This window comes from Streptomyces sp. 7N604 (genome assembly GCF_052245475.1).
Lineage (GTDB): Bacteria > Actinomycetota > Actinomycetes > Streptomycetales > Streptomycetaceae > Streptomyces.
In genome coordinates, this window is sequence record NZ_JBQQBX010000005.1 from 93,137 (window position 1) to 118,972 (window position 25,836).

The window sequence follows — 25,836 nt, forward strand, 5'->3', positions numbered from 1 at the left end:
GATGTCAACGATGCCAGCCACACTCCGTCACCACCGAAAGTGCGACAGAGCCGAACGATTTACAGTCCCTCTTTTCGCAGCAGCACCTTCCACCGAGTCCACGAACTTGATCATCTCTGTATGGATGGTGCTCTTGCTAGGGTCGGGGAAGCGGATGTTGTGGCGGTAGTAGCGGTGGAAGGCGATGATCAGTGCCGCGTGTTCGATTTCCATCGGCAGCGCTATGGCGTCTTCCTCGGAGAGCGGCGCGATCTCCCCGTAGCCGTCGATGAGGGCGTTGAGGCGCTCTGGTACAAGAACGCCGCCTTCCTCGGCTAGTCCCACGGCCGCCATTCCGAGGTCGAGGAGGGGATCGTCGAGCGAGATCGTCTCGCAGTCCAGGATGGACAGCTGGCCCTGGGTCCGCACGATGACGTTGTCGTCGAAGAGATCTCCGTGCGCGACCCGTTGCGGGCGCAGGTTTTTTGCTTCCACGGTGCGGACGCGGTCCAGTCGATCGGTGAGCCAGGCCGCGAAGTCCCGGTCGGCGAACTGCGAAATGATGGAATTGTGGTCGTTAGACAGCCTGCGGGATCCGACCGGGATGTCGCCGAGCCCCGCTGAATCCGGCGGGAGCGCATGCAGTTGGGCGAGGATACGTCCCGCCTCGGGCAGGAGCGGCACCGGCAGCGGCTGCTTCGCCTTCCCTTCGATCCTCTCCTTCAGAATGACCGGCCGGTCGTCCAGAGTCGTGATCAGCGCACCATCAGCGGCCGGGAAGACTTCGGTGGTCGGCACGCCCAGCCGGAACACGGCCTGGGTGTGCGCGGCCAGGCGCTCGGCGCTCGGCATGTCGTGGTTGTCGAGGATGGTGAGCACGAACTCGTCAGTGCCGCTCGACAGACGGAAGCTGGAGTTCGCGGCACCTCCCGCCAGGGGGCCAGCTGCGGCTGGTCGAGCTCGTAGCGCTGGGCCACGGCCGGCAGGTCGACTTCATCCAACGTGGTGTACTTCGCCACCCGGCTCATGCTCCTCTGGTTGCGGCGGCTTCGCGGCGCCGATCGTCGGCGATAGCCATCCAGCGTGCCCGGACCTGTTCTTCGCCGTCCAGCCAGCGCGCCCGGGGCAGGTCCACCGGTGGCTCGTCCTCGGCCATCAGATAGGACAGCTCCGCCAGGTAGGCGAATTCCTCACCGCGTACGCACTCACGCAACTGGGCCCTTGCCTCATCCAGCAAGGCGGGTGAGCCCAGAGCCACGGCGTGCAGGCACAGAGCAAAGCGGATGTAGGCGATGGACGAGATCAGTCCCGCCTCACTGGCCGACGCGACCACGTCCTCGGCGCGCCCCGGCAGGTCCGAGGCGACACCCGCGTCCCGTACGAGCTCCGCGATCCGTGTATGGATCTCCGCCCACCGGATCGCGCCCCTGCCCAACAGTTCCTCGGCACGAGAGATCTGCTCGGCGGCCCGCGGGCGGTCCAGCACACCCGGTCGTCGACGCCGAGAGCGGTACCTGTACAGCCGGGGGCTCCGACCAGGCGGCGGCCTGTGGCCAACCAACGGGTAGTCCGAGCGCCCGCCGTTAGTCAGTGCCGACCTAGCCTCGCTGGCTCCAATCGCGCTTGCCCCCCGAGAGCGGCGCCAGCTCCTCCACGCTCAGCTCGATCCGCCGACCTCAGCCATCCAGGCCCGCCAGGGACGCGTCATCTGCGTCGTCCACGGTCTCGTTGTACGCACGGATCTCTTCGCTCACCAGGCCAACCCTCCCGCTGCGGTCGAGCGCCCCGGGAAAGCCCCTGGCGACCGATGCATTCCCACTTGCATGGATAGCAGCGGTCCGCTTCATTGCCAGTTCGCCCACGGCAGACACACATCGCGGGAGAGGACTGGAGATCCCGTCCTCAACCATGTCAACCTACGAGCATCGGGAAACCGCAGGTCAACGAAGGGTTTGCTGCTCGTGACGCTACCGCCGTCAACCGTTCCAAGCCCCGGTTGAACTTCCGTTCACCGCCCTCGGCAAGCGCGAGCAACTGCTCGACTGCCACTGCGCGCGCCCCATCACCGACCTCCTCAAGAGGCGCCCACCGTTGGCACTATGAGAGCCCTGCGTCCTGCGTGAGCTCCTTCAGCTCGACGTCGGACTGACGGCGGCATCCCGCACTCCTCGCTCCGCACCGCTCCCATTCGCGCTTCTCCTTGGAGGTTGCCTTGTCGAGTAAGATCACCGTCCGCCAGCTGATCCGCCAGCTCCAGACCGTCGACCCCGATCTGCCTGCGTACCTCGCCATCAATCCGGACTGGCCCCACGTCCACTACGTCGGTCGCGTCGTCGAGGTCCCTGGCGCGAACGGTGCTGTCTATCTCGCCGAGAATGGCCAGGAGGGTGTGCTGCCGCCTGCGGTGCGCAACCAGCTGGACTGGACCGACGTATGACCGGCCGCCGTGCATCTCTCGGCGGCGGCGATCAACCCCTCGGGCCCGTAAATGATCCTCAGAGATCTGATCCGTCGAGTCCGTGCGCGGCGCTTCCTGGCTTTCCCTCTGCACTGGGACGACATGCTGTTGAGAGCTGTGCTCTCCTCCGCCGCAGTTCACGGACCGGCAACACGCTATCCCAATCGCGGTCAGGTCGGGTCGACAGCGTTGCGCCAGACCTTCACGTCGAACGTTAGGTACCGACTGGGGTCGGATTCCGCCGACGCCCCCTTGTAGGTGAGCAGAGCGATGTGGCCGGATTCAGTGCGCACGCAGATCTGCGAGCCCCTGCTCAGCTGCTTCTGATCAATTCGATCCGTGTAGCGCGTGGTCGCCCGGCAGGTGTCCAGGGAACCCTTCTCGGCGTTGTTGAGCAGGACCAGCTTCGTGTCATACGAACCGAGGGTGCAACCCCACGAGACATCGCAACTGGCGTATAAGTCGTCGTAGTTGCTGTCCCTCGGCTGCAGAGGGTCGTCGGCGAACTCCAGGTGGTAGCCATCGGGAAGTTGGACGCTTGGGTAGGAGACCGGCTTGGGGCGGGGCAGCTTTGGGGTGGCGCGCGTGGTTGAACCACCGCCCTTGGCGGAGTTCTGGCCGGATGTGGTGCTGTCCTTGCTGTCGAACGTGTTCAGCAGGGCGGCGCACCCTCCGGCGGTCAGCAGGAGCGTGCCGAGCACGCCGGCCGCGACGAGTATGCCTCGGTTCTGACGACGGTTCCCTGGAGCCACACTGCCTGGAGCCATCCCATCGGGAGGCGTCATGCCCGGCGCATCCCCCGGCAGGTGGCCACCGTACGGATGCCCGACCTGCTGAGCGGGGTGCGCCGACCTGGGGTGGGTTGGAGGACCCTGCGGCGGCAGGGGCGACGCGTCCAGCCGCACGGCGGACATCGTGGGTGCATGGTGCGCGGGCGAGGGGGGCACCGGGACCGTCGCAGGGTGGCCCGCAGCTGGCTGTACGGGCACGGCCTGGTGCCGGGTGATGTCGGCGGCGACGATGCCAGGGAGCCAGTCCTCGGAACGGCGCAGCCTGCTGTCCCCCGAAGCCGCACGGCACATGTCGACGACCTCGGCGAGCGACGGCCGTTCGCCCGGTTCCTTGGCCAGGCAGCGCGTCAGCAAGGGGCGCAGTGCCTCAGGTACTGCGGTCAGGTCTGGCTCCTCGTGCACGATGCGGTAAAGCACGGCATGTGACGAGCCCTCCCCGTAGGCGGGGGCGCCTTTCGCGGCGTATGTGGCGACCTGCCCCAGTGCGAAGACGTCCGTAGCCGGACCGAGTTCGCGACCGGCAGCCTGCTCGGGCGCCATGAAGGCGGGAGTGCCGACGGCGACGCCGGTGCCGGTGAGGGACGTGGCGTCGGCGGCCCGGGCGATGCCGAAGTCGATCACGCGGGGTCCGTCCGAGGCCAGTAACACGTTGGAAGGCTTCAGATCCCGGTGCACGAGACCCGCAGCATGGACCGCCTGGAGCGCCTCGGCCACACCCGCTGTGAGCAGCAGCACGGTGGGCACTGGCAGGGCCCCGTGCCGGGCCACGGCTGAGGCGAGCGTAGGCCCCGGCACGAAGGCCGTGGCCAGCCAGGGCTGGGAGACCTCGGTGTCGCTGTCGATCACGGGCGCGGTGTACAGCCCGTGCACCCGCTGTGCAGCGGTCACCTCTTGGTGGAAGCGCCGCCGGAACTCGCTGTCATCGGCGAGCTCGATTCGGATCACCTTGATCGCAACGGGTCGACCGGCCGGCGTGTAGGACAGGTAGACCTTGCCCATGCCACCAACCCCGAGCCGTGCCACCAACTCGTAGGCTCCTACCCGTGCCGGATCGTCCGCCTCAAGCGCCTGAAAGATCTCCGACGGCTCGGCCCTGTCCACGATGGTCCGCCCCCATGTCTTTGCTCTCCCCTTCGCTCCGGGAGCATATCGGCCGGACCGCCGGAGCCTTCAGAAACAGGGCAATCCTCCAAAGCCTGCTACGTCACTAGACCGCAGCGGTGCTCGGCTCGCCAGAACACGTCGAGGGCGGCCTGGGGCATTGCCTATTCGGGCCTGGGGTCGGCGAGATAGGTGCCGGCCAGCGTGCCGTCGTATCCCGCAGCCTGGGCTGCAGCCTGCAGGCTCGGGAAGTCCCGACCGACACCGTCGTCGATCATCGCCTGATAGTCCGCGCGGGTCAGTTCGCGTTCGATCCACTGGTGTGAGCAGCGGCAGCGAATGCTGATTTCGTTTCGGTCGCAGATCACCATCCAGTCGCGGCGAGCGCCGCACTGCGAGCACATGACGGTGATGCCGGTGACGACGATTTCCTCAGGGTGCGTGGTGGCACGGAGACCGATGTTGTCGTTGAAGGGCTGCATCTCATGCTGGAGCCGCAGCAGTGGGTCGTCGCCAGAGGTTGTCTCCGGCAGAACGGTTCTCGGGGTCTGGAGGTCCTCGCTGAGCATCGGCGTTGTCTCCTTGTCTCTATCTGATCAGCCGTAACAGCCGTCGGCTGCTGGTGTCTAGTCCTTTGTTGTGCTGGTCAGCGCCTTGGGCCTCGTCGGCGGGGCTCGGTGGGGTCGGCTCGGAAGGCGGGCTCGGCGACCTGTGGCTGGGGCGTTCGGGGCCGCTTCTGGGACGTGCGCGACTTCGTGCCTGCACGGGGTGCGTCCACGGTGGCGGGCAGCTTGCCCAGCCGCCGCAGTCGCCAGACGAGTACGTCGGTGACGCTGTCGGCCGTCTCCAGCTCTCGCCATTGGATCGCCTGCTGGAGGAGGGCACCAGGGTCGTGCCCCGCTCGCTCGGCCTGGTCCAAGGTCGCGGCGAGCGCGTCCCAGCCGGGTTCGCGGAGTACGCGGTCGACCTGCTCGGGCAAGGTGGCTTCGAGTGTGCTGGCGTACTGCTCTCGTACAGGTGCGTAGAGGCGACGGCCCTGTTCGCGCATCGCGTTCATGGGGGCGGCGGCAGCGGACCGGTAGGCGCTCCGCAGATGGTGAGCGGCTTGCTGGGCAGCGGCGGCCTGCTGGGCGTGACCGCGGGCGGAGTGCCAGCGCACTGCCGCGATGGTGACGAGGACCATGGTGGACAGGAGCATCGCGGTCGCGCCGCCGTCCTCGCCTTTACCGAGGGCGTTTCCGGCGCGGATGATGCTGCGCGCCGCTGAGCGGATGGCGCGGTTGGCGGTGCGCTCTGCGCGGATGTGAGAGCGGGTCGCGCGTTCGAAGGCGCGAGCGGCGTCGGCCAGCTCCTTGCGGGTTGAGGCCGCGGAGGTCTGGGCGACCGCGTCGAACAGTTCGCCGACGCCGATGAGTTGCGCGGCGGCGTCGTGGTCATCGTCTCCGCCGAGGGCGGATGCTGCCCGCTCGGCGGCGTGTGTAGCGTCGCGTCGAGCCCGAGCGGGGCGGGGGGCCTGCTCGTCGGCGTGCTGGGCGAACAGCGCTTCGTCGTCAGCCGGTTCGGCGTCGAGGCGCTGCCGGATCTTGGGGAGGGATAGGTCTGGTGCGAGCTTCGAGCCGGAGAACCAGATCGGCTCTCCGGCGCGGTTGCGGTCTCCGGGGAGAGCGACCTTGTATCCGAGGGTGTCGCCGGAGGGGGCGATTCGCTTCTCGACCCGGAGGCCGGCCTCGGCGAGGCGGTGGAAGAACTCGTCCTCGGTCTCGGCTCCGGCCAGGGCCTGGCGGACGTTCTCGCGCAGGGTCTCGCGAGGTGTTTCGGTTCGACCGGCGCGCTCGGCTTTCGAGCGTTCGGCGCTTGTGGGGCGCTGGGCGGCGGTGCGGTCTCCGTCGTTGAGAATCTGCAGGCCGAACTCGGCTTCGATCTTTCGGCATTCGGCTTGGGCGCGGATGCCGTCCTGGTGGCGGCGCGGGCGGCGGCCGTCCTCGCGGACGAGGGTGGCGACGAGGTGGATGTGGTCGTCGGCGTGGCGTACGGCGACCCAGCGGCATGCCTTGTCGTCCCCATCCTCGGCTATGCCGGTGGCGTGCACGATGCGGCGGGCTACCTCGGCCCACTCGCCGTCGGTGAGGTGTCGGTCGCCGGGCGCCGTCCGCACGGGGCAGTGCCAGACGTGCTGGGACGGACGGCGGTTCTTCGGCAGGGCGAGCACGGGGAGGTCGAGTCGGTCGGTGAGCTGCTTGACCGTGGCGGCCGGGTCGCGCCCTGGATCGGGGGCGAGGCCCGGCGTCCAGGACGCGACGAGATGCGGGTCGGTGTGTTCGTCCCGGCGGCCGGGCCCGTAAAGGTAGTTGAGTAGTCCGTACGTACGGCTGCCGGTGGAGATGTCGGGCACCACCGTCAGCGCCTCGCGACCTCAATGGCTGCGGCCTCTATGCGAGCGGCGGCGCGCAGAACGCGGGCTATCGCCTCGTCCACGTATTCTGCTTGACCACCGGAGTTGAGGACACGGGCCACCTGATTGAGGTTGTTGCCGACGCGGGCGAGCTGCGCGCTGGCGGCCATCAGTTCTTCCAGCCGACCGCGCTGGTCCAACAGCCATGCTTTGGGACCGCCTTGGGCTTGGGCGACCGTGACCGCGGCGTCAGCGAGGAATCCGGCGGTCTTCAGACCGACGGCGTCGGCGGCGCGCTTCACAGTTTCAAGTTCGTCTTGGGTCAGACGGACGCTGCGGACTTGGTCCCGGTGCACGCTCTGGCGCAGGCGAGGGCGCGTACGCGTCGCGGCGGGCGCGTTCGGTTCCCCTCCTGGCTGCGATCCGCCCTCGGTCGCTGCCTCAGCGCCCGGCACCCCCTGGTGCCGGGCTTCCCCCTCCCCTTCCTGGGTGGGGGCATGCGCTTCCGAAACTCCTCCGCAGCCCGTGGCTGCGGAGGAGTTTCGGAAGCTACAGCTTGCTCGGCCTTGTGCCAGGCAGTGGTCTTGCTGCACGTCAGGGGTGGCGTCGCCGGATCGGGAAGGCGTCATCGGGGCGTCTCCGCCGAATGGCCGGATGCTTCGCGGAGGATCTCGGCGACGTAGTCGAGCGCCAGGACGGGGTGGTGAAGGGTCCGGGGCCTGCTGGCGGGTGTGCGTTGGACGGTCCATGTTCGGTCCGGACCCGGTTCGGCGCGGTGGAGGTGCCCGTGTTGCCGAAGCACGGTGATCCAGGCGTCGGCTTCGGCATGCGTGGCCGGGGTGGTGCGCATTGCGGCGTCTCCGGTGGGGATGGGGGTGCGGGTTGTGGTCTGGTCGGGCGGGATCCCGGCCCGATCAATGAGCTGGGGCACGCGCTGTGCGAGGGTGTCCGGTCAGCGGGTCTGAGTGACCGGTTCCTCCTCCGCCTCCTTCCGGAGGCGCTGCATCAGGACGGTCAACCGGTCGTTGCCCAGACCGTGGCCCGCCCTGCGGATGGCGTCTCCGACGATCATCCGGCTGAGGTCGTCCGCCTCAGTTACCGCTCGGCGGGCGATCAGCAGAAGTTGTTCGTCGGTCGCCGGAGCGGGCTTCCGCTGACCGCTGCTCCGGCGCTTCGGGCGGCCGGTGTCCCGGACAGTGCCCGGCTCGGTGACGGTCGGCTTGGTCAAGTGCAGGCGGCCCACCGGGATTGGTCTGGTGACCGGCTCTTCGCCGAGGTCAGCGGTACGGCCAGTGTGCTCCGACTCGGACTCCCCCGGGGCTTCCTGCTGTCCGGACAGGCCCTCTCGGTCAGCCGGTTCCTCGGTGTCCGAGCGCGCGGTGCCGGCCGGGAGACCGGTCGCCGGGACGGAGGGTGGGGACACGGCGACCGGGTCTCCGGTGGAGACCAGGTCCGACCGGTTCTCGTCCTGCTGGACAGGGGTGTCCCGACGGTCAGCGGTGATCCGGTCAGCTCGGACACCGTAGTTGTCCGGATGTCCGGGGAGGGCGGGTCCGGTGACCCGGCGGGCGATGAGGATGTAAAGGTGGACGGCTCCCGCCAGGGCGAGCGGGGCCAGGGTGGACAGAATGCCGACGGTGACGTCGCTGAGCCGCAGACCAGCGCCTTGTGGGCGCTGCTGGTTGAGGCGCACGGCGTGCAGGGCGTTGGCCCAGATGCTGGCGGCCGTCGCGGTACCGAACAGCATCCAGACGTAGCAACGGGCAGTCAGCGGAGCGGTGCGCAGGACCAGGAGGGCGCGTACGCCGTAGGCAATGAACCCGTCGATGACCAGAGGAAAGACGAAGGTCAGGAACCCGCGGATGTGAATGGCGGTGGCCATCTGCTGCAGGGCGTCGTACGAGAGGGCGCATCCGGCGCCGCCGAGGGCGACGATGGCGGCCCGGTCCCAGCCGGTGATCCGCGCCGGTATCGGCGCGATGTGGTTCACGCGGCCGTTCCGAGGTCATCGTGGGCAGAAGTCTTTGCCGTGGGTTCCTTGAGCGCCTTGGTCTGGCTCTTGGGCTTCCTCTTGCCCTTGCTCGCCTTCTTCTGCTGGTCGACCGCGCGGTTGCGAATCTCCCTGCGGGTGCGGCGGTAGAGCTTCTCGGCGTGCTCTTCGGTGACCTTGAGCAGCCAGGCGAGCCGTTCAGCCGGGGTGCCGGCCTGGTAGGCGGCTCGGACGACGGCCTGGCGCTCGGCGTCGGTGAGGTGAATGTCGCGACCGGCCAAGACGGCGTTGACGCGGGCGTAGTTGAGGCGGTGCTGGAACTTGCGGTGCAGGGGGTCTCGCTCCTCTTCGGTCATGCCGCCCCGGATGCCGTCGCGGTCGCCGTTTTCGAGAGCGGCGTCGAGGCAGATGTTGCGGACGGGGCACTGTGCGCACAGGGCCTTGGCCGCACGGATTCGGTCCATCTCGTCGGGCTCGGGGAAGAAGAGTTCCGGGTCGACCTGGTGGTGGTCCGTCGAGCGGCAGGCGGCGCGGTCGTGCCAGGTGTGGTCGCCGAGGGTGCGCGGCATTTGTGTCTCGGGGTTGTGCATGGGGGTGTCTCCGTTCGCCCCGGGCGCGTTTGGGCAGGCGCGGCCCAGGGGTTGGTGCGTGAAGGAGGGGGACCGGGGACGGCGGTCGCGGGAGGTTCAGGCGGCGGCAGCGATGCGGCGGCGCTCGGCTGCGATGGCTCGTCTGCGGTCGGGGCCGTCGAGGATGACCTTGTCGGTCATCTCGGTCAGGCGGGAGGCGACGCGGTCGCCGATGTGCTGGCGCAGGTCGGCCATGCCGAGGTTGGTGGTGACGAGGGTCGGGAGCATCTCGTTGTAGCGGCGGTTGATCAGCCGCATCGTGATCTCCTCGGTCCACTCGCTGTTCTTCGCCGCTCCGAGGTCGTCGATGATCAGCAGTGGGCAGCGGGCCAGGTCCATCAGTTCGCGCTCGCCATCGTGACCGGGACGGGGCCGCAGTTCGGCGTAGAGGTCGGCGGCAGTGGTCGCCTTCCAGCGCAGCCTGACTCCGGCGGTGATCAGGGATCGGACCGCGCCATACGCCTGGTGGGTCTTGCCGGTTCCGGTGGTGCCGACGATCAGCAGCGAGCGGCCCTGGGCGATACCGGAGGCGCCGCCGGGGCCGGGGCGTCCGGCCTGGGCTACCTCGTGGACCCAGCCTGCCACCGCCGGGTGGTCCGCAACGGCGTTGCTATAGCGGGCCGGGATGCGGGACTCGGCCGCTTGGAGGGCCGGGAGGGGCTCCTCCTGCGCGGTCGGCGAGGAGCTGGGGTCGATGCCTCGGGAGGTCAGGATGTTCGCCAGGCGGCGGGCGATGCTGCCGACGGGCTGGGCGTCGTGGTCGCGCATCACAGCTCCTCGGCGTAGGCGGCGGCAGGGTCGGCGGGGTTGGCCCAGGCTCGGTGACCGGGCACGTTAGGACGCGATCCCGGCCGTGCCAAACGATCGGGAGTGGCGTTCATGGCCTCGTGGACGAGGCTCGGCAGGGTGCTCGGGTGCAGTCCCTTGGCGCGATGGCGGGCCAGCCCGGCGCGGATGTGGGCGGGGTTGATGCCGTCCGCGAGGAGCTTGGCCGTCTCACGACCGAGGTGGCCGAGTACGCCGCTGGGCGGGCGGTGTGCGCAGGCGGCGGCGTACTCGTCCATGAGCTGCTTGGTCGAGACGGTCTCCGGTGCGGGGGCGCTCGCGGCCCCCGAAGGAGAAGTAGTTCCTAGATCCAAGTTCCTAGGTCCTAGATCCGGACCGTGAGGGCTCATGGAGGGCTCACTGAGTCCTCCATGAGGGCTCCGTGAGGGCTCACTGAATGCGCTCTGAACTGCGGTTTTGTGATTCATGCAGGGCTCATGCGGAGTGCGTGAGCCTTCACTGAGTCCTCCGCGAGCCTTCACTGAGGACTCCGGGACGGCTCCGTGAGTCTCTGGTGTATCCGGAGCGGCCTGCTCGCCGTCGTGCTGCGGGCAGGCGGGGTGGCGGATGCCGCTCGGGCGGTTGATCTTCTGGTGCTGGCGCCATGTGACGATGTGCAGGTACCGCTTGCCGTCGTCGCCTTCGTAGCGGCAGATCAGCTGAGCGGCGGCGAGCTGGGTCAGATCGTCTTCGACATCGACAGGGCCGTGCTCAGGGCGCAGGGACCACAGCAGTCCGGAGAGGACGGCGGGCTGGTCGCGGAAGCGACCGTGATCGTCGGCCTGGGTGAGCAGTCCGAAGAAGGTCCGCTCGGCCGTGAGGGAGACGGCGGCGAGGGACTCGGAGGCGAAAGCCTCGGGCTTGATCGTTCGAATCCTGGCCACGGTCAGCGGCCCCCGCCCGTGGTGGCGTATGCCTCGATTGCAGGCCGCAGGGCCGCGGTGGTCAGGTCGAGGTCGTATGCTTCGTCCCCGGTCACTTCGGGGTGGGCGCGGATCACCCAGCGTGCGGCGGTTATGCCCTGGGCCAGGTTGACGGCCATGAGCTGTCCGTGCTCGTCGTACGCCCGGGAGTAGGGGCTTGGCCAGGTCTGGCCGGGCTCGCGCTGCGAGACGCGGATGGTGCGGGCTCCGGGCACCATGCCCGCTAGGAGGGTGGCCAGACGGTGCTGGCGGGTGCCGCCGGTGGGTTCAACGGCCTTGGCGGGCTGGGCGGCAAGCGCCCTTCCGCTCCGGGACTCGGGCATGCGACAATTCCTCACTCGTAGGTGGGGTGAGACGGCCGTTCTCGTCGAAAAGGTCAGCCGACTCGCCCCGGTTATGAATCCGCACCCTTCGGGGTGGCGGGCTTGGCGCCCGGAAGCTGCTAACTTCTGGGCGCCTGTCTCATTTCCCCCTGAGAATTGGGGACTTGACACTATGTCTCCTGACTCCGTCCCCTTATGTGGGCTACGATTCGGCGGTTTCGCCGAGGGACCAGCAACATATGCGTAGCGCTGCCAACTCTCCAGCGGACAGGGGGTGCTGGACTCTCCTCACGCCAGCTCGACATACATCACTGGGTCCAGGCGCACCCGTTCTGAGCGACGGGATCAGGCGTTCTGCCTGATCGACAGCCACCAAGCCGTCGGAGCATGCGTAGATCAGCGGATGCCGGCCAGCAGCGTTCTCCGTAAAGTGCCTGAGACCCGGCTCCGAGGCGTACGCAGGAGCGGCCCGTAGCCATCGGCACGGGCAAGCAGACTCACCACGGCCGCGAGCCCCTGCGACTCGGCACTCCCAGTGCCGTTGAGGACGCGTCAACGAGACTTCGAGCTTCCTCCGCCACCACGCTTTCCGCCCCTACGGCTATGGGGCAGGCGGGCAGAGCAGTGGACGGGCTGCTGTCCGCGGCAGGAGACATGCGACACTCCTCATGTGGCAGCCACTTCCGCCAGTGCCGTGCCAGGACACAGAGTGGCCGTCTAGGTGATCTCCACACCCTCTGCCAGGGCGGAACCACGCGCTGTCTGATGTCCGGAAGGTACGAAACCTCGGACACCAATTGCCTTTTGGGAGCACTCCGCACATCGGACAGTGCGGGCCCCTCTCGACCTCCCTCGGTCCTGAAGGCGCCAGGGAGAGATCGGAGGCGAAGATCGAGCGAGCGGGCGAAGCTCGCCGTTTTTCGCTAAGCTGAAGCTATTCCGATTCGAAGAGAAAGTCAACAGACCGAGGTTCCTTCGGTTTGGAGAAAAACGAGGGTCCGATGCCTGCTCGTCGCTTCGACAGAAGCCGTGTGCGCGCGGTACGGCGAGCCGCCGAGATCGCCCAGACCGACCTCGCTGCGGCCGTCGGCGTGGCCAACTCGACGGTCGGCGGCTGGGAGACCGGGTTGGCATCCCCCGACCCGGAGAAACTGCCTGCCCTGGCCCGGGTACTCAAGCGGGAGCTGAACGACCTGTTCCCGCGCACCGGGCTCCCCGATCTCACCGACCTGCGGTGCGACGCCGGGTACTACCAGTACGAGACGGCCAAGATCATCGGAACCAAGAGCGCCGGCCCCGTCGCGGGCGCTGAACGGGGGGAGCGGCGGCTCAAGGACCGGTACATCCCACTCCTGGCAGCAGCCTACGGCGTGAGCGAGGCCGAGTTGAGGCGAGCGCAGGAACGGTCGATCGACAAGGCGCAGAGGGAGCCGGGCGATGAACCAGAGCACGAAGAGGCTGGGATCGCCCCGGCCGCTGGAGGACCGCCCAGCACTCTGTCCGAAAAGATCACGCTGATCCTGGACCGCTCGTACCCGGGACAGCAGCAGCCTCCATCGGATGCGGAGATCGCCGACGCTGTAAACGCTTATGCGGGGTCTGAGGTCATCTCGGAGGAGGGTGTCCGCGCTCTGCGGACTGGTGCCCAGGACGCTGCCGCTCCAGTCGTCCTTGATGGTCTGGCCGCGTTCTTCGCGGTGTCCCCTATGTACTTCCAGCCGGACGACGCCGTGGCCCGCCAGGTCTACGAGGGCCTTCGGCTCCTGTCAGCTTCGAGGAAGGGTTCCGTGGGCCGGGTCAGGGGCCGCGGAGCGGGACCACAAGGTCTGTCGGCGAACGTGATGTCGCTCGTCAATGACTTGGTCACGGAACTGGAACAGAGGGACCCGGAAGCAAGCGGATAGTGGCTGTCCGGGGCCCCAAGGAGCCCCGGACAGGTACGGATTCAGCACTACTGCCCTGTCGCCTCGCGCGGCTCATGACGATGCCCCGCAGCGAACACGGCCCTGACCGCCTTCAGCGCCCCGAGGTCTGCGAGCGGGTCGCCATCGACCAGGAGAAGGTCCGCCTTCAACCCGGGAGCGATCCGGCCCGTCGTTCCACCCAGCCCTAGTGCTCTGGCCGCGTCGGCTGTCGCCATGTCGATGATCTTGCTGTTCGGCAGGCCCAGGTGGGCGTAGAACGACAGCGCTGGTACCAGCCCGTCGAAACCGGCGCGCTGGACTCCCGCGTCGGTTCCGGCAACGAGCTTGGCACCGGCCTCCGCCATCTGCCGCACCAGGTCGAACATGGCCTCTGCACGCTCCGCGCCGAAGAAACGATGGAGCATCTGCCAGTGGGGACTTACTGCCGGGCAGACGGCGATGCCCTTATCGATGATTCGCTTCAGGACGTCCTGCCGGAGGTCGAAGCCATCGCTCGTCATCCACGTACAGTGCTCGATCGTGTCCACCCCCGCTTCCACGGACGCGGCGATGCCGTCCGCTCCATGCGCGTGGGCGGCCACCGGCACGCCAGCCTTGTGAGCCTCGTCCACGAGGGCCTCAAGTTCGTCTGGAGAGAACTGGCTCTGCCAGCTCTTCGGCCCTTCCTTGGTCAGTCCACCCCCGGTAACCATCGCCTTGATCACAGTGGCCCCTGCCGCGATGTTGCGCCGCACCAGGTCGCGGACCTCGGCTTCCCCGGAGACCTCGCCCCCCAAGAAGTAGCAGTGTCCACCGGGCGGGGTCGCGGGCGTGCCCGCCGATACGATCCGAGGGCCCGGCGTACGGCCGTCGGCGATCTCCGTGGCCAGGCGAAGTGCGAGGCCGTTGCGATCTCCCAGGTCGCGCGCCGTCGTCACGCCGCTGAGGAGGAGCTGCTCCGCACGGCGTCGCATGTCCTGGAGCAACGTCTCATCGGTCGACTCGCGGAGGGCGGCCACAGGGTCCGCGCCGCCGTCGAATGCGAGATGGACATGGGCGTCGATGAGACCCGGCAGGACCGTTCCCGGGAACGCCAAGTGCGTCAGCTCTGAGCCGGCTTGCTCCGCGATCTGCGGTCGCGGCCCTACCGCGATGATCGAGTCGCCCTCGATGAGGACCGCGCCATCGCCCAGGTATGTCCCGGAGCCGACAAGGACTCGACCAGCAGTGATCAGCATCTCGTCTCCTTGGTCATCGATGGTTTCCGGATGGGTGAAGCGCGTCCGACACCGCGATCAGCTGTCGGACATCTGATTCCCGATCGTCACCCAGGGACATCGCCAGTGGCACCGCCTGACGTGGCGCAGGATCGCCCTGACCGATCCTGGTCACGGCCTGGCGGAGTCGGTCGGCCAGCTCGGCGGCGTCAAGGTCGAGCACTGAGCTGTCGTCTTCCTCGTCAACCAGGTAGGGACTGATATCGACCAGCCCGTCACGACACTCCACTATCCGTCGGTGATACCGCCGGTGCACACCGCGAGCGCGCCACTGGTCCCGAAGTGCCGGAGATGCGGGCCTCAGCACGTTCTCGGGGTATGCCTCAGACAGCAGCTGCCAAAGCGGGGTGAGTCGACGGTAATCACGGCGATGCCGGAGCCAGAGCCGCACAGACGCGATCCTCGCGCTGGCCCCCGGGTACGTGACACCCGCAACGAAGAGCAGAATGGACACCACCAGCAGGAACGCCACACCGGCCATGAGTGGCCGCGGTACGGTCCCGCCACCCCACCGGATGGCGACGATGACCGCGCGAACCGCGCAGGCCACCGCCATCGCTCCGAGGCCGATAGCGGCCATCCAGAGGCCCGTGGAATGCGGACGGCTCGACATGCGGGCGTAACGGCGAGTCCACTGACCGGCGACGCTCAGGGCGTACATGAGGTATACGCCGGCGCCAGCGTAGAAGAAGGCGATCTGCGAAATCGTCATGTCTGCCGTGCTGAATGAACCAGCGAATACCTGATGAGGAACCGACACTGCGGCCACGGTGATCGACAGCGCCACCAGTGCCACGACGACGGCTTCCCGCCGGGCCCGCCGCCGCCCGGCCTGCTCGTCTGCGGAGTACAGGTAGAAGCACATCAAGAAGTACACCGTCAGCAGGAGCAGTACGTTCTGAACCAGCTTCGCAGTGCCATGTCCGGCCACGGTGTCGACGCCAGAGGCGCCGCCGGGCATGGCCAAGGGGTACGACAGCGCGGCAGTAAGCAGGCACAGCGTGACGGAACGGAGAGGTGCGTCGTGGGGGTCTCGCGCCAGCTGGTACAGCTTCCATGCGACGGCAGCTGCGATGCCCAGGAGGAGCAGCTCGGTCATGGGTTACAGCCACCCTCGCCGGTCACCGATGGCTGACTGAACTCGGCGGAGCGATGGATCCTCTGATAGCGGGGTGACGCGGTCGAGCACCGAAGACCACTCCAGGATGATCGTGGCCACGAGTTCGACAGCGCACTCCTCCCCGTCGTTGTACGAGCAGCGCCGGGCCACTCGGCGGATCATCTCGGGATCGAGCACCGGGATCAGGGTGGCCCAGCCTTCGACGAAGTCGTCCGGAGTCTCCTGGTCCTCATCGATCTCTTCGTCCTCGGCCACGAGAATGTGACCCACTTCGTGAAGGATGATGTGCTCTTGATGTAGGCGCGTGGTTTCCTGCTGGTAGAGGATCACATCCATCCCAGGGGTATCGACCCACAACCCAGACGGCCCTGGCTTCTCAAGGGGGAAGGGCCGAAGGACAATCGGGCGCCCGCGCCTCTCACCCAGAGCGCGGCACAGCGCTTCCACATCCAGCGGGGGATGGATGCCGAGGTCTTGGAGTTCTCGCCGTATCCGACGGTGTAGATCTTTCTCTACCGTCCGATTCGCAGCGGTGCGCCATCGGCCCAGGCGCCCACGATTCACTTCGCCCTGCACGGGCACCTTGGGTTCAGCCGCGTCGCGACCACTCTTTCCCGGCCACATGAGTAATCCCCTTCGTACCGGCCGATGACGGCTCCCCCTCGGAGCCGGGCGTCAGCCACGCCCGTCGATAGCGTTCAGTCCCCGCGCTGCACAGCGAGCACGAAAGTGATCACGGACGTCGAGGGCGGCACCTCGGCATGTACCGCAGAGCCGCCTGGAGGGTGGGCCGTGAGTACACGGCCCAAACCTCCCCAAGGCCGAAAGATCGCTCGCGCGAACGCACAACTGAGCCACGCCAAGGAGCCTCGACGGGGCTTTCGGGAACCTCGTCGGACATTACGTGAAGCCCCGAACGAGGCAAGGCCGAAAAGCGACGCTCTGACTGCCCCCAGAGGCGACGACACCGGTGCGCTAAATCATGGCAAATCGACTCCTTCAAGTTTGGATCATGCATTTGAACTGGCATTTCCAATAACGGACGTGGCCCACATCAAACACCTCCACCGCCAGATGGGGCCGTTATCGAGCTGAGATCTTCTCGTCGCGAACGATTGCGACAGGCAAGCGTCAATCAGGCAAATCAATCCGGTTATGGAGGCGAGCGGAAGAGTGTGGCTGTGGTCACTTCGCGACAGTCCAGGCATCGTGCGCTATTACGCTTTCAGCCATGTCCACCGAGATACGCAACCAAGCCAATGGGTACTTGGAGTTCTGGAACGAGTACCACCTGTGCACGTTGACGACGGTGCGCCCCGATGGCCGCCCGCATGTCGTGCCCGTCGGCGTCACCGTTGACGCCGACGCTGGTATCGCGCGGGTTATCACTCGGAAATCCAGTAAGAAAGTCGCCAACATCCAGGCGGCACAACCCGGTCAAGCCCGCGTAGCCGTCTGCCAAGTCGACGGAGGGCGCTGGGCCACGCTGGAGGGCACGGCGGAAGTCCGCACGCACCCGGCTGTAGTCAACGACGCCGTCGCTCGCTACGGCGACCGATATGGGCGGACACCGGCTCCGGAGCCCGAGCGGGTGGTCATCGAGATCACGATCGAACGAGCCATGGGGCACGTGGATGCACCCAAGTCCAAAGCCGTAAACGTCGCCGCCTAGCGACTTTCAAAGGAACAGTCGCCCGGTCCGACAACCTGGCGGCTGCCCCAATAGCCGCGTTCTTGGATCTCGTGGAACACGTGGGTGCCGCTGACCTGCCCTGCGTCTCGGTGAAGCGCGCGTTGAGGTATGCCTTGAACGGTTCCAGGACGCCGTTGGGGCGGCGGTCGCGAGCGGATACGAGCAGCTGGTCGAGGTCGGTGTCGCGGGAGCGGCGTACGGTCTTGCGGTCGAGGTTCAGCCGTCGGGCGATCGCACTGATCGTCCAGCCCTTTTCCACCAGGCGGTGGACGTCCTCGTAGCCGTGACGGGTCCGCTCGATGATCTGGGTGCGGGGCAGTTCCGGCACCGGCAGCTTCATCGGGGGCGGCTCCGGCACCGACGGCGTGGTCTCCTGCTCGGCGTGTTTGCGCAGGCAGTTGCGGTGCTGGTGGCAGGTCTTCTCCACTGCCGCAGACAGGTTCTGCAATTCGGCCCACTCCACCCACGCCCGGACCTGCTCCGCCTCGGGGTTGTCGGGTATCTCGGGTGTCATCGAGCGCCTGACCCCCGCGAACGCGGAGCCGACGCCGAGACCGCCGAAGGCAGCATCGAGGAAATCCCCGATCAGACGTCGGCGTTCGTCCTCGGAGAACTGGGCCAGCTTGTCCATGAGATCCGTCTCCTCAGCAGAGAGCCCGCTCGGCCACCGCCGTCAGCACCGCATGCCGCAGGCGCAGGACGCGGATCTGCACAGCCAGGCTTCGGCGTGTGCTGCGGCGACCTCGGGAAGCGAGAGCTCCCGGTCCACGACCCTGCGGATCGTAGGCAGGCCCAAACCCAAATCCCGCAGGGTCGGCACAAGGTCCAGGCGCGCGACGGCGTCGATGTTGTAGAGGCGGTAGCCAGCCGAGCTGCGGTCCCTCGGCGCCACGATTCCGCGATCGGAGTAGAACCGAATGGTCTTGACCGTCAGGCCGGTCCGCCGGCCAGATCGCCGATCGAGTAGAGCGTGTCGCCGTCCATGCCCCCACCTTGGCGTCTCTCCTACGGGAGACTCAAGCCCATCCACCTGCCGACGGCCGATCACTCCACAAGCCTTGACAATGCCTCAGCTGAAGCGGGCCATCGACAACCATGCAGCGGCGCAAGCGGACCTGTATGCCTGGCCTGGCGCCAGGCAGCAGGAGCACCGGCCGAGCGAGACCAGGGAGCAACGGGCACGGCTCCAGTCTTACAAGGAGATCCTAGTGTCGACCTCAGCGGCAGGCCACTGGTGTAGGGCTCACGTATGCGGTGCGGAGATGGTGGGTGACATCCCCCATCCGTCGCCAGCCGCACGAAGGGCAGAGCGCATGAACGCTCGGTCGGGCATGAGACCTAGGCGGATCCTCGTCGTCTACGACTACGGCAGTGCTACTCCGAAGCGGATGAGCGGCGCGGCGCGCGACAGCGGGTGGGAACTGGTCTTCGTGCTGGCTGATAGCGACCACGCCCGGTCCATGAAGCGCACTCTCGGTTTACTCGGCGTCGTGGTGGACTCGGTCGGCCGGGCGTTCGACGACGTGGTCGCTGAGGTGCGCGAGCTCGGACCCACCGGCATCGTCACGTTCAGCGAGTATCAACTGGCATTCACCGCACGCATCGCCGACGCCCTCGGCCTAGAATACCAGTCTCCGGAGGACGTGCATGCGCTAACGGACAAGGCTGCGCAGCGGGAACGCTTGCGTGCTGCCGGAGTCGAGGACGTCAGGCACGCGGTCGTTCGGGACGACGCGGATGTCGATGCAGCGCTGAGTGTCGTCGGCCTTCCCGCCATCGTCAAACCCCTGGTCGGCGCCTCCAGCCGCAATACGTCCGTGGTACCCACTCGGGAGGAGGCTCACCGCCTCGTCGCCGGACTCCTCTCCGAGGCACCGCCAGTTGGCGGCGTAGGTGAATCCGCGGTGATTCTCGAGGAGTACTTCATCGGGCGGCCAACTGCACAGCCCTGGGCGGACTACATGGCAGTGGAGGTAGTGGCCTTCGACGGCTCCGTCGTACCCATGTTCGCGATGAGCAAGTTCGCTTTTGCTCCGCCATTTCGTGAGCGCGGCGGCTATGGCCCGCGGTCCGTCGAACACCCTGATGTCATCAAGGCGGTGTGCGACAAGGGGTGCCGGGCCGTCGCGGCGCTCGGGATGCGCCGTGGTATCGCCGAGGCCGAGATCAAGATTACCGAGCAGGGTCCGCGCGTGATTGAGGTCAACGGCCGACTCGGCGGATGGGTCGATGACCTGGCTAACCGCACCGGTCTCGCCGATCCCGTGCGGATCGCCCTTGGGTGCGCGATGGGAGAAGAACCGGCGCTGTCCACGCCGGACTCCGACGCGATCGCCTTCCAATACCTCCTGCACGCTCCCTTGGCAGCAACACGGGTGACCTCGATCCACGGCGTGCGGCGGCTGCGCCAGATCCCCCGGGCCGACCGCGTGTTCATCCGCGTACGCGAAGGATGGCCGGTCGATTGGCGAAAGGGATCGGCTAGCAGCGTGGGTGCGGTCTGGGGACGAGCGGACAGCCTGTCCGAGCTGGCCACGACGATCGGCGAGATCGAAAACACCGACTGGATATCGTACGAGACCAGGTGACATGACCGATCGTATCGATGTTGTCCCAGCGTGGTACAACCTGCAGGCTGACCTCGACTTCGACCTGCCCGGCGATGTCGCGCCCACCCCTTCCGGGTCGCGCCGCCTCAGAGTGTCGATCCCGCCGTCGCTGATCCGGCAGGAGCGCGGCAGTGCCCGCTGGTTCCCCATCCCTGACGAGGTCGCGGAGGTCTACGCGCGGTGGCGGCCCACACCGCTGCGGCGGGCGTACGCCTTCGAACAGGCGATTCAGACCCAATCACAGATCTTCTACAAGTACGAGGGTGGCAACCTCAGCGGAAGCCACAAGTTCAACACCGCCATCGCTCAGGCGTACTACTACGCGAAGGCGGGGGCGCGGGAACTGGTCGTAGGGACGGGGGCTGGCCAATGGGGCACAGCGGTCGCCGCCGCCTGTGCCCAAATGGGCCTGGGATGCACAGTGTTCATGGTGCGGTCTTCCAGCCGGTCGAAGCCGTACCGGGAAACCTTGATGCGGCTGCTCGGCGCGCAGGTCATCGACAGTCCCAGCGACCGCACATCCGTGGGCCGCACGGCGATGGGGAAGGACAGGGAGCACCCGGGCACTCTGTCCATCGCCTTGGGCGAGGCACAGGAGTTCGCGCAGGACTCAGGCGGCAACTTCTGCACCGGCAGCGGCGAGGGCTACTCCCTGCTCCACCAAACCGTGGTCGGTCTGGAATGCCGGTCACAGCTCGACGAGATGGGCGTCATACCAGACGTGATAACGACGTGCTTGGGCGGCGGCAGCAACTTCGGGGGCCTGACATTTCCCTTCATCGGGGCAGTACGCCGAAGCGAGCTCAGCGCGACGACCAACTTCGTCGCGGCCGAACCCGCCGCCTGTCCAACGCTGACGCGCGGCCGGTACGCCTACGACTTCACCGACGCGTCGCGCAGCACGGCGCTGCAGAAGATGTACACGCTGGGCCACACCTACACCCCGCCAGGCATCCACGCCGGCGGGCTCCGCTACCACGGAAGCTCAAAACTGGTGAGCGCGTTGCTCGACCGTGGGGTGATCGAGGCCCGCGCCTACAGCCAACCGGACGTCTTCCAGAGTGCGGTCGTGTTCCTACGCTCCGAGGGGATACTTCCCGCGCCGGAGAGCGCCCACGCGATACACAGTGCGAGGCAGGAAGCGCTCAACCTCGACACGACCGGCGGTGGAGCCGTGCTGACCTGTGTGAGCGGGCACGGTTTGCTCGACCTCACGGCGTACGAAGGGTGTCTGAGCGGGACTCTCGCGGACGTCCGCGTGGACGAGGAGATCGCGCGATCGCTGTCGCAGCTGCCGGACGCAACCGCCCTCCAGAGCTGACCCCGGGGTGGCCCGGTACATGGAGGTCCGCCGACCGGTGAGGCCAGGAAACAAGCGTCGATTGAATGAACCACCACGGGATTCCGGCTGGCGAGCCATAGCGGGCGCGGGCCCTCCACGGCCAGCCGCGCGTTGTTCTTGCGTTGCAGCGGACAAAGAGGATCGACCGGTGAGCGGCCGGACCGGTTGGCGGCGAACAGTGCAGGAGCCCACTGTGGAACATGACCAGGGTGCCGGTGGTGCCCTTGACTGACGTAGTCGTGTGCTTGCCCATGATCCCGGAGGAAATCGGGATCAGATCTGGTACCTGTCGCCAGCCCTGGTGGTCTTCTGCCATCCGGAGGTCTCCGTCTGCCGGTCCAGCCGATGCGAGCCATCGACGGCGAACATTGGCCCGTTCAGCTCCCGTCACCTCGTCGAGGAACACCGCGGCACTCAGCGCGTTGGATGTGGGCATGCCGTCGTCCCGTATCTGATCGACGCAGTCCTGGAGGGCGCTGGTTGATGAGGCCCCGGCCGCTCGCGCGGTCCGTGGCAAACAGTCAGGATGGGAGGATGAGATGACCGACGATCTGGCGATCTTGGGAGGTACGCCGGTCCGCAGCGCTCTGTGGCCGACCTGGCCTCGCTCCGACGAGCGGACCTTGGACGTTGTCGCCGATGTGCTGCGATCGACTCGGTGGGCGCTCAGCGGTCCTAGCGACGGGCGCGTCGCATACGAGCAGCGGTTCGCCGAGGCGTTCGCAATGTTCAACGAGATGGCGTACTGCACGCCGGTGTCGTCCGGGACAGCCGCCTTGACGATCGCGTTGCAGGCGCTGGGCGTTGGCTGGGGCGACGAGGTTGTAGTTCCCGGCCTTACTTGGGTCGCCTGCGCGTCGGCCGTAGTCAATCTCGGTGCTCACCCAGTCCTGGTGGATATCGATCCGGCCACGCTGACGGTCGATCCGCAGCTCGCCCGGCAGGCGGTCACGGACCGTACCCGGGCGATCATGGTGGTCCACTTCGCCAACAGCGTTGCCGACCTGGACGCATTCGTTCGGCTCAGCGAGGAAATGGGAATCCCGTTGGTCGAAGACTGCGCTCAGGCCCATGGGGCCATCTGGCGGGGACGCCGCGTCGGCAGTTACGGCCGAGTCGGATGCTTCAGCATGCAACAGTCCAAACTGCTCACCGCCGGTGAGGGGGGTGCCGCCATCACCGACGACGAAACCCTGTACGACCGGCTTGAGCAGCTGCGCAGTGACGGACGACGTTTGTACCCAGCCGAGCAGGCCGGACAGCTCGAGCTGGTAGAGGCAGGGGAGGCATTCGGCCGCAACCTCTGCCTGTCCGAACTCCAGGCCGCAGTCCTCTGGGACCGTCTGAAGCATTTGGACGCGGAGAACGAACATCGGCGCCGGCGCGCCGCGGAGTTGACCGCCCTTCTCGACAAGATCCCCGGGGTTGATCTCCTCGTTCCGGATTCCCGCATCACGGCGCCGACTTACTACAACACCCTCGTCCGGCTTGACCCCTTGGAGTACGCCGGCAACAGCGTGGACCTGCTGGCGAGGGCACTCAGCGCCGAACTCGCAGACGCCGGTGTACATCCGGTCTATGTGCCCCTGAACCGCCATCGGCTGCTGTGTCCGGAGAAGATGAACCGCGGTGACCGGACCGACGCCGAGGTCGAACAGCTGCGGATGGGCAGGTTCGAGCTGCCGGCGGCCGAAGAAGCGCGGCGCACCTACGTGACGCTCCCGCATCGGGTACTACTGGACACTCAGACCGGGATGGAGCAGATTGCCCTGGCGTTCACGAAGGTCCGCGCGCAGGCGCACAAGCTGGTCAGCCTCGACCAAGGCACCACGGCACGGGCGTTCTGACCGCCACCGGTCCTCGGCCCGGGCCGCCCCGACGCACCGCTATGTATGAAGCGAGTACCACTCATCGAGAGGCTCGGAGTGCCGCCACTTTGACGGGGCCGTGTCGCGACGGATCCGACCGGTGGCTGGCACCACGTACAACCATGTCCGCTCGTGGGAGTGTGGCTCCATGAACGAAGCCGAGGCACGAAACGAGCCAGGTCCGGAGGTGCTGTCCGAGCTCGGCGGCCTGTCCGTGGTCGAGCTGGAAGTGGGCAGCAGGTGCAACCGCGCCTGTTCTTACTGCCCAGTGTCGATCATGCCTAGACCTCCGGTACCCGCGCGTATGGCCGAGGAGGTCTTCGCCCGGACGCTCGAAGAACTCGCTCGCATACGGTTCCGGGGCCGCATTTCCTACCACCTGTATAACGAGCCGCTGCTGCGGGTGGACCTCGACAAGCTCGTGGCTCGGGTGCAGGCCCGGCTTCCCGATGCGCTCCAGGTGCTCAACACCAACGGCGACCTCCTGAACGATCGCCGCTACTGGGAGTTGCGGGAAGCCGGGATCGACTACTTCTACGTGACCCGCCACTCGCCCGGTGAGTATCCCGTCCGAGATTGGCAGGTCCTACAGTTCAGCGACAATCTGATCCTTACTAACCGGGGGGGCACCCTCACGCACCTGCCCAACGCGAACGCCCGGATGCAGAAGACGCCATGCCACGCCCCGGCCGAGATGCTCATCGTGTCGGCCGCCGGCGATGTGCTGCTCTGTTACGAGGACGCTTATCGCGAGCACATCCTCGGCAACATCATGGACGGTCCGCTCGAAGACATCTGGTACAGACCCGACGTGCTGGCTGCGCGTGAGCGCCTCGTCGTGGGCGACCGGACCGTCACCGCGATGTGCATGAAGTGCACCAACGTGTCCCACTGCGAGCCTGGGCTGTCCGCCCTCGAGGAGCCGGCGCTGGCTCACGCTGGCCTGGCGTCGCGAGCGGGCGCCGTAGCCCAGATGAAGAAGATCTCCACTGAGGGACGTGGGAAGTGACGGGGACTTCAGCCCAGACCTGGCAATTCGCTGAACTGCGGTTGGAAGAGGCCGAAGCCCATGGCGGCCTTGGGGTCCGTGCCTGCCGGTTCGCTGAGCACGGCGACTTGGCGTCTAGGGTGCATTTCATGGACTACGTGGAGGTTGAGCCAGGCGGGTCCATAGGACGCCACCTCCACGGCCCGGACGAGGAGGAGTTTTACCTAGTCCTCGACGGCCACGGCTGGATGTATCTCGACGGGATAGAAACAGCGGTCCGCGCCGGGGATCTTGTGCGCAACCGCCCGGGCGGTGAGCACGGGCTGACTAACGTCGGTGACGACACGCTGCGGCTGTTCGTCTTCGAGGTCGAGGTCGAGGTCACTGACCGTGAAGCGGAGCCCCGATGACGTCCACTTCGGAGGGCCTGCTGTCGGCCGTCGACGACCATACGACCGAGCTTGTGTCGACCGCCGTACGCCGTCAGCTGGTTATCCGAACCACGGGGATTTTCGCCCTCGACAACCCCGCCCTGGGCGACGCCGTTGCCGACCGCCGGCCGCTGGTCGTCTGGACACCCAGTGTGGAGCGCCTCTACGGCGACGAACTGCGTAGCTACTTCTCGGTGCACTGCCCCAGCGGCTTTGAATGTTTTCTCCTCCGGCGCACCGAGGAGAGCAAGACGCTCGGCGCAGTGACCGACATTTGCGAGTTCGCGGCTGAGGCAGGGCTCCGGCGGACGAGCCCAATGGTCGCGGTCGGCGGCGGTGTCTGCACGGATCTGGTAGGGATCGCGGCCGCGGTCTTCCGCCGGGGGGTACCGCACCTGAAGGTCCCGACCACACTCATCGGGCTCGTCGATGCCGGGATCGGGACGAAGAACGCGGTGAACCACGCCGGCCGCAAGAGCATCCTGGGCACCTTTCACCCGCCTGAGGCTTCGATTCTCGATCTGAACTTCGTTGCGACGCTCCCGCGGCGCCACGTCGTGAATGGGATGGCGGAGATCGCGAAGGTGGCCCTCGTTATCGATGAACGGCTCTTCGATCTGCTGGAGTCGTCGGGCTCGCAGCTCGTGGACAGTCGCCTGCGCGAGCCCGCGCTGGAGGCGGACGCACTGGTCCATCGTGCGGTGCACGGGATGCTTGCCCAGCTGGCCGGCAACGTCTACGAGTGGGGCGATTATCGGCGGGCGATGGATTTCGGTCACACCTTCAGCCCGTACATCGAGGTCGCCTCCGAGCACGAGGTGCTGCACGGCGAGGCCGTCGCGATGGACATGGCGCTGTCGCTCTGCCTGTCGAGCGCACTGGGGCTCATGGACGACGCATCCCGCGACCGCGCTCTGCGCCTCCTGCTCTCGCTCGGTCTCGACCTGGCCTGGTGCGGGATCGACGTCCACAAACTATGGGAGTCGCTGCAGTCGATCTGCGAGCACCGGGCCGGGCACCTGAATCTGTGTCTGCCGACAGGTATCGGCATCCACACTTTCGTGGACCTCCCCGACATCGACGTCACGATGCTTCGCCGGGCCCACGACCATCTCGCGGCCGTGCGAATCGGCCGCGTGGCGACCGAGGAAGACCCAGTGAGCTGGCGGAGCAGCCGATGACCCACGCCGATG

23 protein-coding genes and 1 pseudogene are annotated in these 25,836 nt (G+C 67.1%); 9 read left to right on the forward strand and 15 right to left on the reverse strand.

The features are described from left to right. Window positions 1-27 precede the first annotated feature (27 nt). Entirely contained in the window at window positions 28-915 is an 888-nt protein-coding gene (locus ACTWP8_RS07085) for a phosphotransferase (RefSeq protein WP_443321455.1), read from the reverse strand. Window positions 916-1,003: 88 nt separating this feature from the next. Further along, window positions 1,004-1,465 (reverse strand): hypothetical protein, encoded by a 462-nt coding sequence (locus ACTWP8_RS07090; RefSeq protein WP_443321277.1) that lies wholly within the window; start codon window positions 1,463-1,465, stop codon window positions 1,004-1,006. A gap of 726 nt (window positions 1,466-2,191) precedes the next feature. On the opposite strand from ACTWP8_RS07090, the gene ACTWP8_RS07095 reads away from it, so the two are divergent. Next, the gene (locus tag ACTWP8_RS07095; RefSeq protein WP_443321278.1) at window positions 2,192-2,416 is read left to right on the forward strand and encodes a hypothetical protein; all 225 of its coding nucleotides are present in this window, start codon (window positions 2,192-2,194) and stop codon (window positions 2,414-2,416) included. A 191-nt stretch (window positions 2,417-2,607) separates the two neighbouring features. On the opposite strand, the gene ACTWP8_RS07100 is transcribed toward ACTWP8_RS07095, so the two are convergent. The 9 genes from ACTWP8_RS07100 to ACTWP8_RS07140 all read right to left on the reverse strand — a co-directional run bounded on the left by ACTWP8_RS07100 (window position 2,608) and on the right by ACTWP8_RS07140 (window position 11,411). Then, a complete protein-coding gene (locus tag ACTWP8_RS07100; RefSeq protein ID WP_443321456.1) occupies window positions 2,608-4,332 on the reverse strand; it encodes a protein kinase domain-containing protein in 1,725 nt (574 codons plus the stop codon). A gap of 161 nt (window positions 4,333-4,493) precedes the next feature. Next, the gene (locus ACTWP8_RS07105) at window positions 4,494-4,898 is read right to left on the reverse strand and encodes a hypothetical protein (RefSeq protein ID WP_443321279.1); all 405 of its coding nucleotides are present in this window, start codon (window positions 4,896-4,898) and stop codon (window positions 4,494-4,496) included. A gap of 77 nt (window positions 4,899-4,975) precedes the next feature. Continuing rightward, a complete protein-coding gene (locus ACTWP8_RS07110; RefSeq protein WP_443321280.1) occupies window positions 4,976-6,724 on the reverse strand; it encodes a relaxase/mobilization nuclease domain-containing protein in 1,749 nt (582 codons plus the stop codon). A gap of 2 nt (window positions 6,725-6,726) precedes the next feature. After that, window positions 6,727-7,077: a plasmid mobilization protein gene (locus tag ACTWP8_RS07115; RefSeq protein WP_443321281.1), complete on the reverse strand. Its 351-nt coding sequence runs from the start codon at window positions 7,075-7,077 to the stop codon at window positions 6,727-6,729. 596 nt (window positions 7,078-7,673) lie between these two features. Continuing rightward, window positions 7,674-8,711, reverse strand: a complete 1,038-nt coding sequence (locus ACTWP8_RS07120; protein WP_443321282.1) for a DUF2637 domain-containing protein — start codon at window positions 8,709-8,711, stop codon at window positions 7,674-7,676. Further along, window positions 8,708-9,301 carry a WhiB family transcriptional regulator gene (locus tag ACTWP8_RS07125; protein ID WP_443321283.1) on the reverse strand — a complete coding sequence of 198 codons (594 nt, stop codon included), beginning with the start codon at window positions 9,299-9,301 and terminating at the stop codon, window positions 8,708-8,710. The genes ACTWP8_RS07120 and ACTWP8_RS07125 overlap by 4 nt, the downstream gene beginning before the upstream one ends. Before the next feature lie 96 nt (window positions 9,302-9,397). Continuing rightward, window positions 9,398-10,108: an ATP-binding protein gene (locus ACTWP8_RS07130; protein WP_443321284.1), complete on the reverse strand. Its 711-nt coding sequence runs from the start codon at window positions 10,106-10,108 to the stop codon at window positions 9,398-9,400. Beyond that, window positions 10,108-11,049, reverse strand: a complete 942-nt coding sequence (locus ACTWP8_RS07135) for a hypothetical protein (RefSeq protein ID WP_443321285.1) — start codon at window positions 11,047-11,049, stop codon at window positions 10,108-10,110. The genes ACTWP8_RS07130 and ACTWP8_RS07135 overlap by 1 nt, the downstream gene beginning before the upstream one ends. A gap of 2 nt (window positions 11,050-11,051) precedes the next feature. Continuing rightward, a complete protein-coding gene (locus tag ACTWP8_RS07140; RefSeq protein ID WP_443321286.1) occupies window positions 11,052-11,411 on the reverse strand; it encodes a hypothetical protein in 360 nt (119 codons plus the stop codon). Between the two features lie 1,001 nt (window positions 11,412-12,412). On the opposite strand from ACTWP8_RS07140, the gene ACTWP8_RS07145 reads away from it, so the two are divergent. Next, window positions 12,413-13,315, forward strand: coding sequence for a helix-turn-helix transcriptional regulator (locus ACTWP8_RS07145; RefSeq protein ID WP_443321287.1), 903 nt, complete (start codon window positions 12,413-12,415; stop codon window positions 13,313-13,315). 47 nt (window positions 13,316-13,362) lie between these two features. On the opposite strand, the gene ACTWP8_RS07150 is transcribed toward ACTWP8_RS07145, so the two are convergent. The 3 genes from ACTWP8_RS07150 to ACTWP8_RS07160 are packed head-to-tail and all read right to left on the reverse strand — an operon-like array spanning window position 13,363 to window position 16,048. Further along, the gene (locus ACTWP8_RS07150) at window positions 13,363-14,553 is read right to left on the reverse strand and encodes an amidohydrolase family protein (protein ID WP_443321288.1); all 1,191 of its coding nucleotides are present in this window, start codon (window positions 14,551-14,553) and stop codon (window positions 13,363-13,365) included. 13 nt (window positions 14,554-14,566) lie between these two features. After that, window positions 14,567-15,691, reverse strand: coding sequence for an MAB_1171c family putative transporter (locus ACTWP8_RS07155; RefSeq protein ID WP_443321289.1), 1,125 nt, complete (start codon window positions 15,689-15,691; stop codon window positions 14,567-14,569). Window positions 15,692-15,694: 3 nt separating this feature from the next. After that, on the reverse strand, window positions 15,695-16,048 hold the full coding sequence (locus ACTWP8_RS07160; protein ID WP_443321290.1) for a hypothetical protein: 354 nt from the start codon (window positions 16,046-16,048) through the stop codon (window positions 15,695-15,697). Between the two features lie 895 nt (window positions 16,049-16,943). On the opposite strand from ACTWP8_RS07160, the gene ACTWP8_RS07165 reads away from it, so the two are divergent. Then, window positions 16,944-17,384 carry a pyridoxamine 5'-phosphate oxidase family protein gene (locus ACTWP8_RS07165; RefSeq protein ID WP_443321291.1) on the forward strand — a complete coding sequence of 147 codons (441 nt, stop codon included), beginning with the start codon at window positions 16,944-16,946 and terminating at the stop codon, window positions 17,382-17,384. A gap of 466 nt (window positions 17,385-17,850) precedes the next feature. Here the strand turns inward: ACTWP8_RS07165 and ACTWP8_RS07170 are convergent. After that, window positions 17,851-18,389 (reverse strand): annotated as a pseudogene (locus ACTWP8_RS07170) (MerR family transcriptional regulator); the annotation flags it as partial. A gap of 329 nt (window positions 18,390-18,718) precedes the next feature. Here ACTWP8_RS07170 and ACTWP8_RS07175 point away from each other — a divergent pair. From ACTWP8_RS07175 to ACTWP8_RS07200, 6 genes are all read left to right on the forward strand, one after another. Then, window positions 18,719-19,993, forward strand: coding sequence for an ATP-grasp domain-containing protein (locus ACTWP8_RS07175; protein ID WP_443321292.1), 1,275 nt, complete (start codon window positions 18,719-18,721; stop codon window positions 19,991-19,993). A 1-nt stretch (window position 19,994) separates the two neighbouring features. Further along, window positions 19,995-21,335 carry a TrpB-like pyridoxal phosphate-dependent enzyme gene (locus ACTWP8_RS07180; protein ID WP_443321293.1) on the forward strand — a complete coding sequence of 447 codons (1,341 nt, stop codon included), beginning with the start codon at window positions 19,995-19,997 and terminating at the stop codon, window positions 21,333-21,335. Window positions 21,336-21,895: 560 nt separating this feature from the next. Next, window positions 21,896-23,203: a DegT/DnrJ/EryC1/StrS family aminotransferase gene (locus ACTWP8_RS07185; RefSeq protein ID WP_443321294.1), complete on the forward strand. Its 1,308-nt coding sequence runs from the start codon at window positions 21,896-21,898 to the stop codon at window positions 23,201-23,203. A 169-nt stretch (window positions 23,204-23,372) separates the two neighbouring features. Further along, entirely contained in the window at window positions 23,373-24,233 is an 861-nt protein-coding gene (locus tag ACTWP8_RS07190; RefSeq protein WP_443321295.1) for a radical SAM/SPASM domain-containing protein, read from the forward strand. Window positions 24,234-24,361: 128 nt separating this feature from the next. After that, window positions 24,362-24,622 (forward strand): cupin domain-containing protein, encoded by a 261-nt coding sequence (locus ACTWP8_RS07195; RefSeq protein ID WP_443321296.1) that lies wholly within the window; start codon window positions 24,362-24,364, stop codon window positions 24,620-24,622. Next, window positions 24,619-25,824 carry a 3-dehydroquinate synthase family protein gene (locus tag ACTWP8_RS07200; protein WP_443321297.1) on the forward strand — a complete coding sequence of 402 codons (1,206 nt, stop codon included), beginning with the start codon at window positions 24,619-24,621 and terminating at the stop codon, window positions 25,822-25,824. Before ACTWP8_RS07195 ends, ACTWP8_RS07200 begins: the two co-directional genes overlap by 4 nt. The last annotated feature ends 12 nt before the right edge of the window (window positions 25,825-25,836 follow it).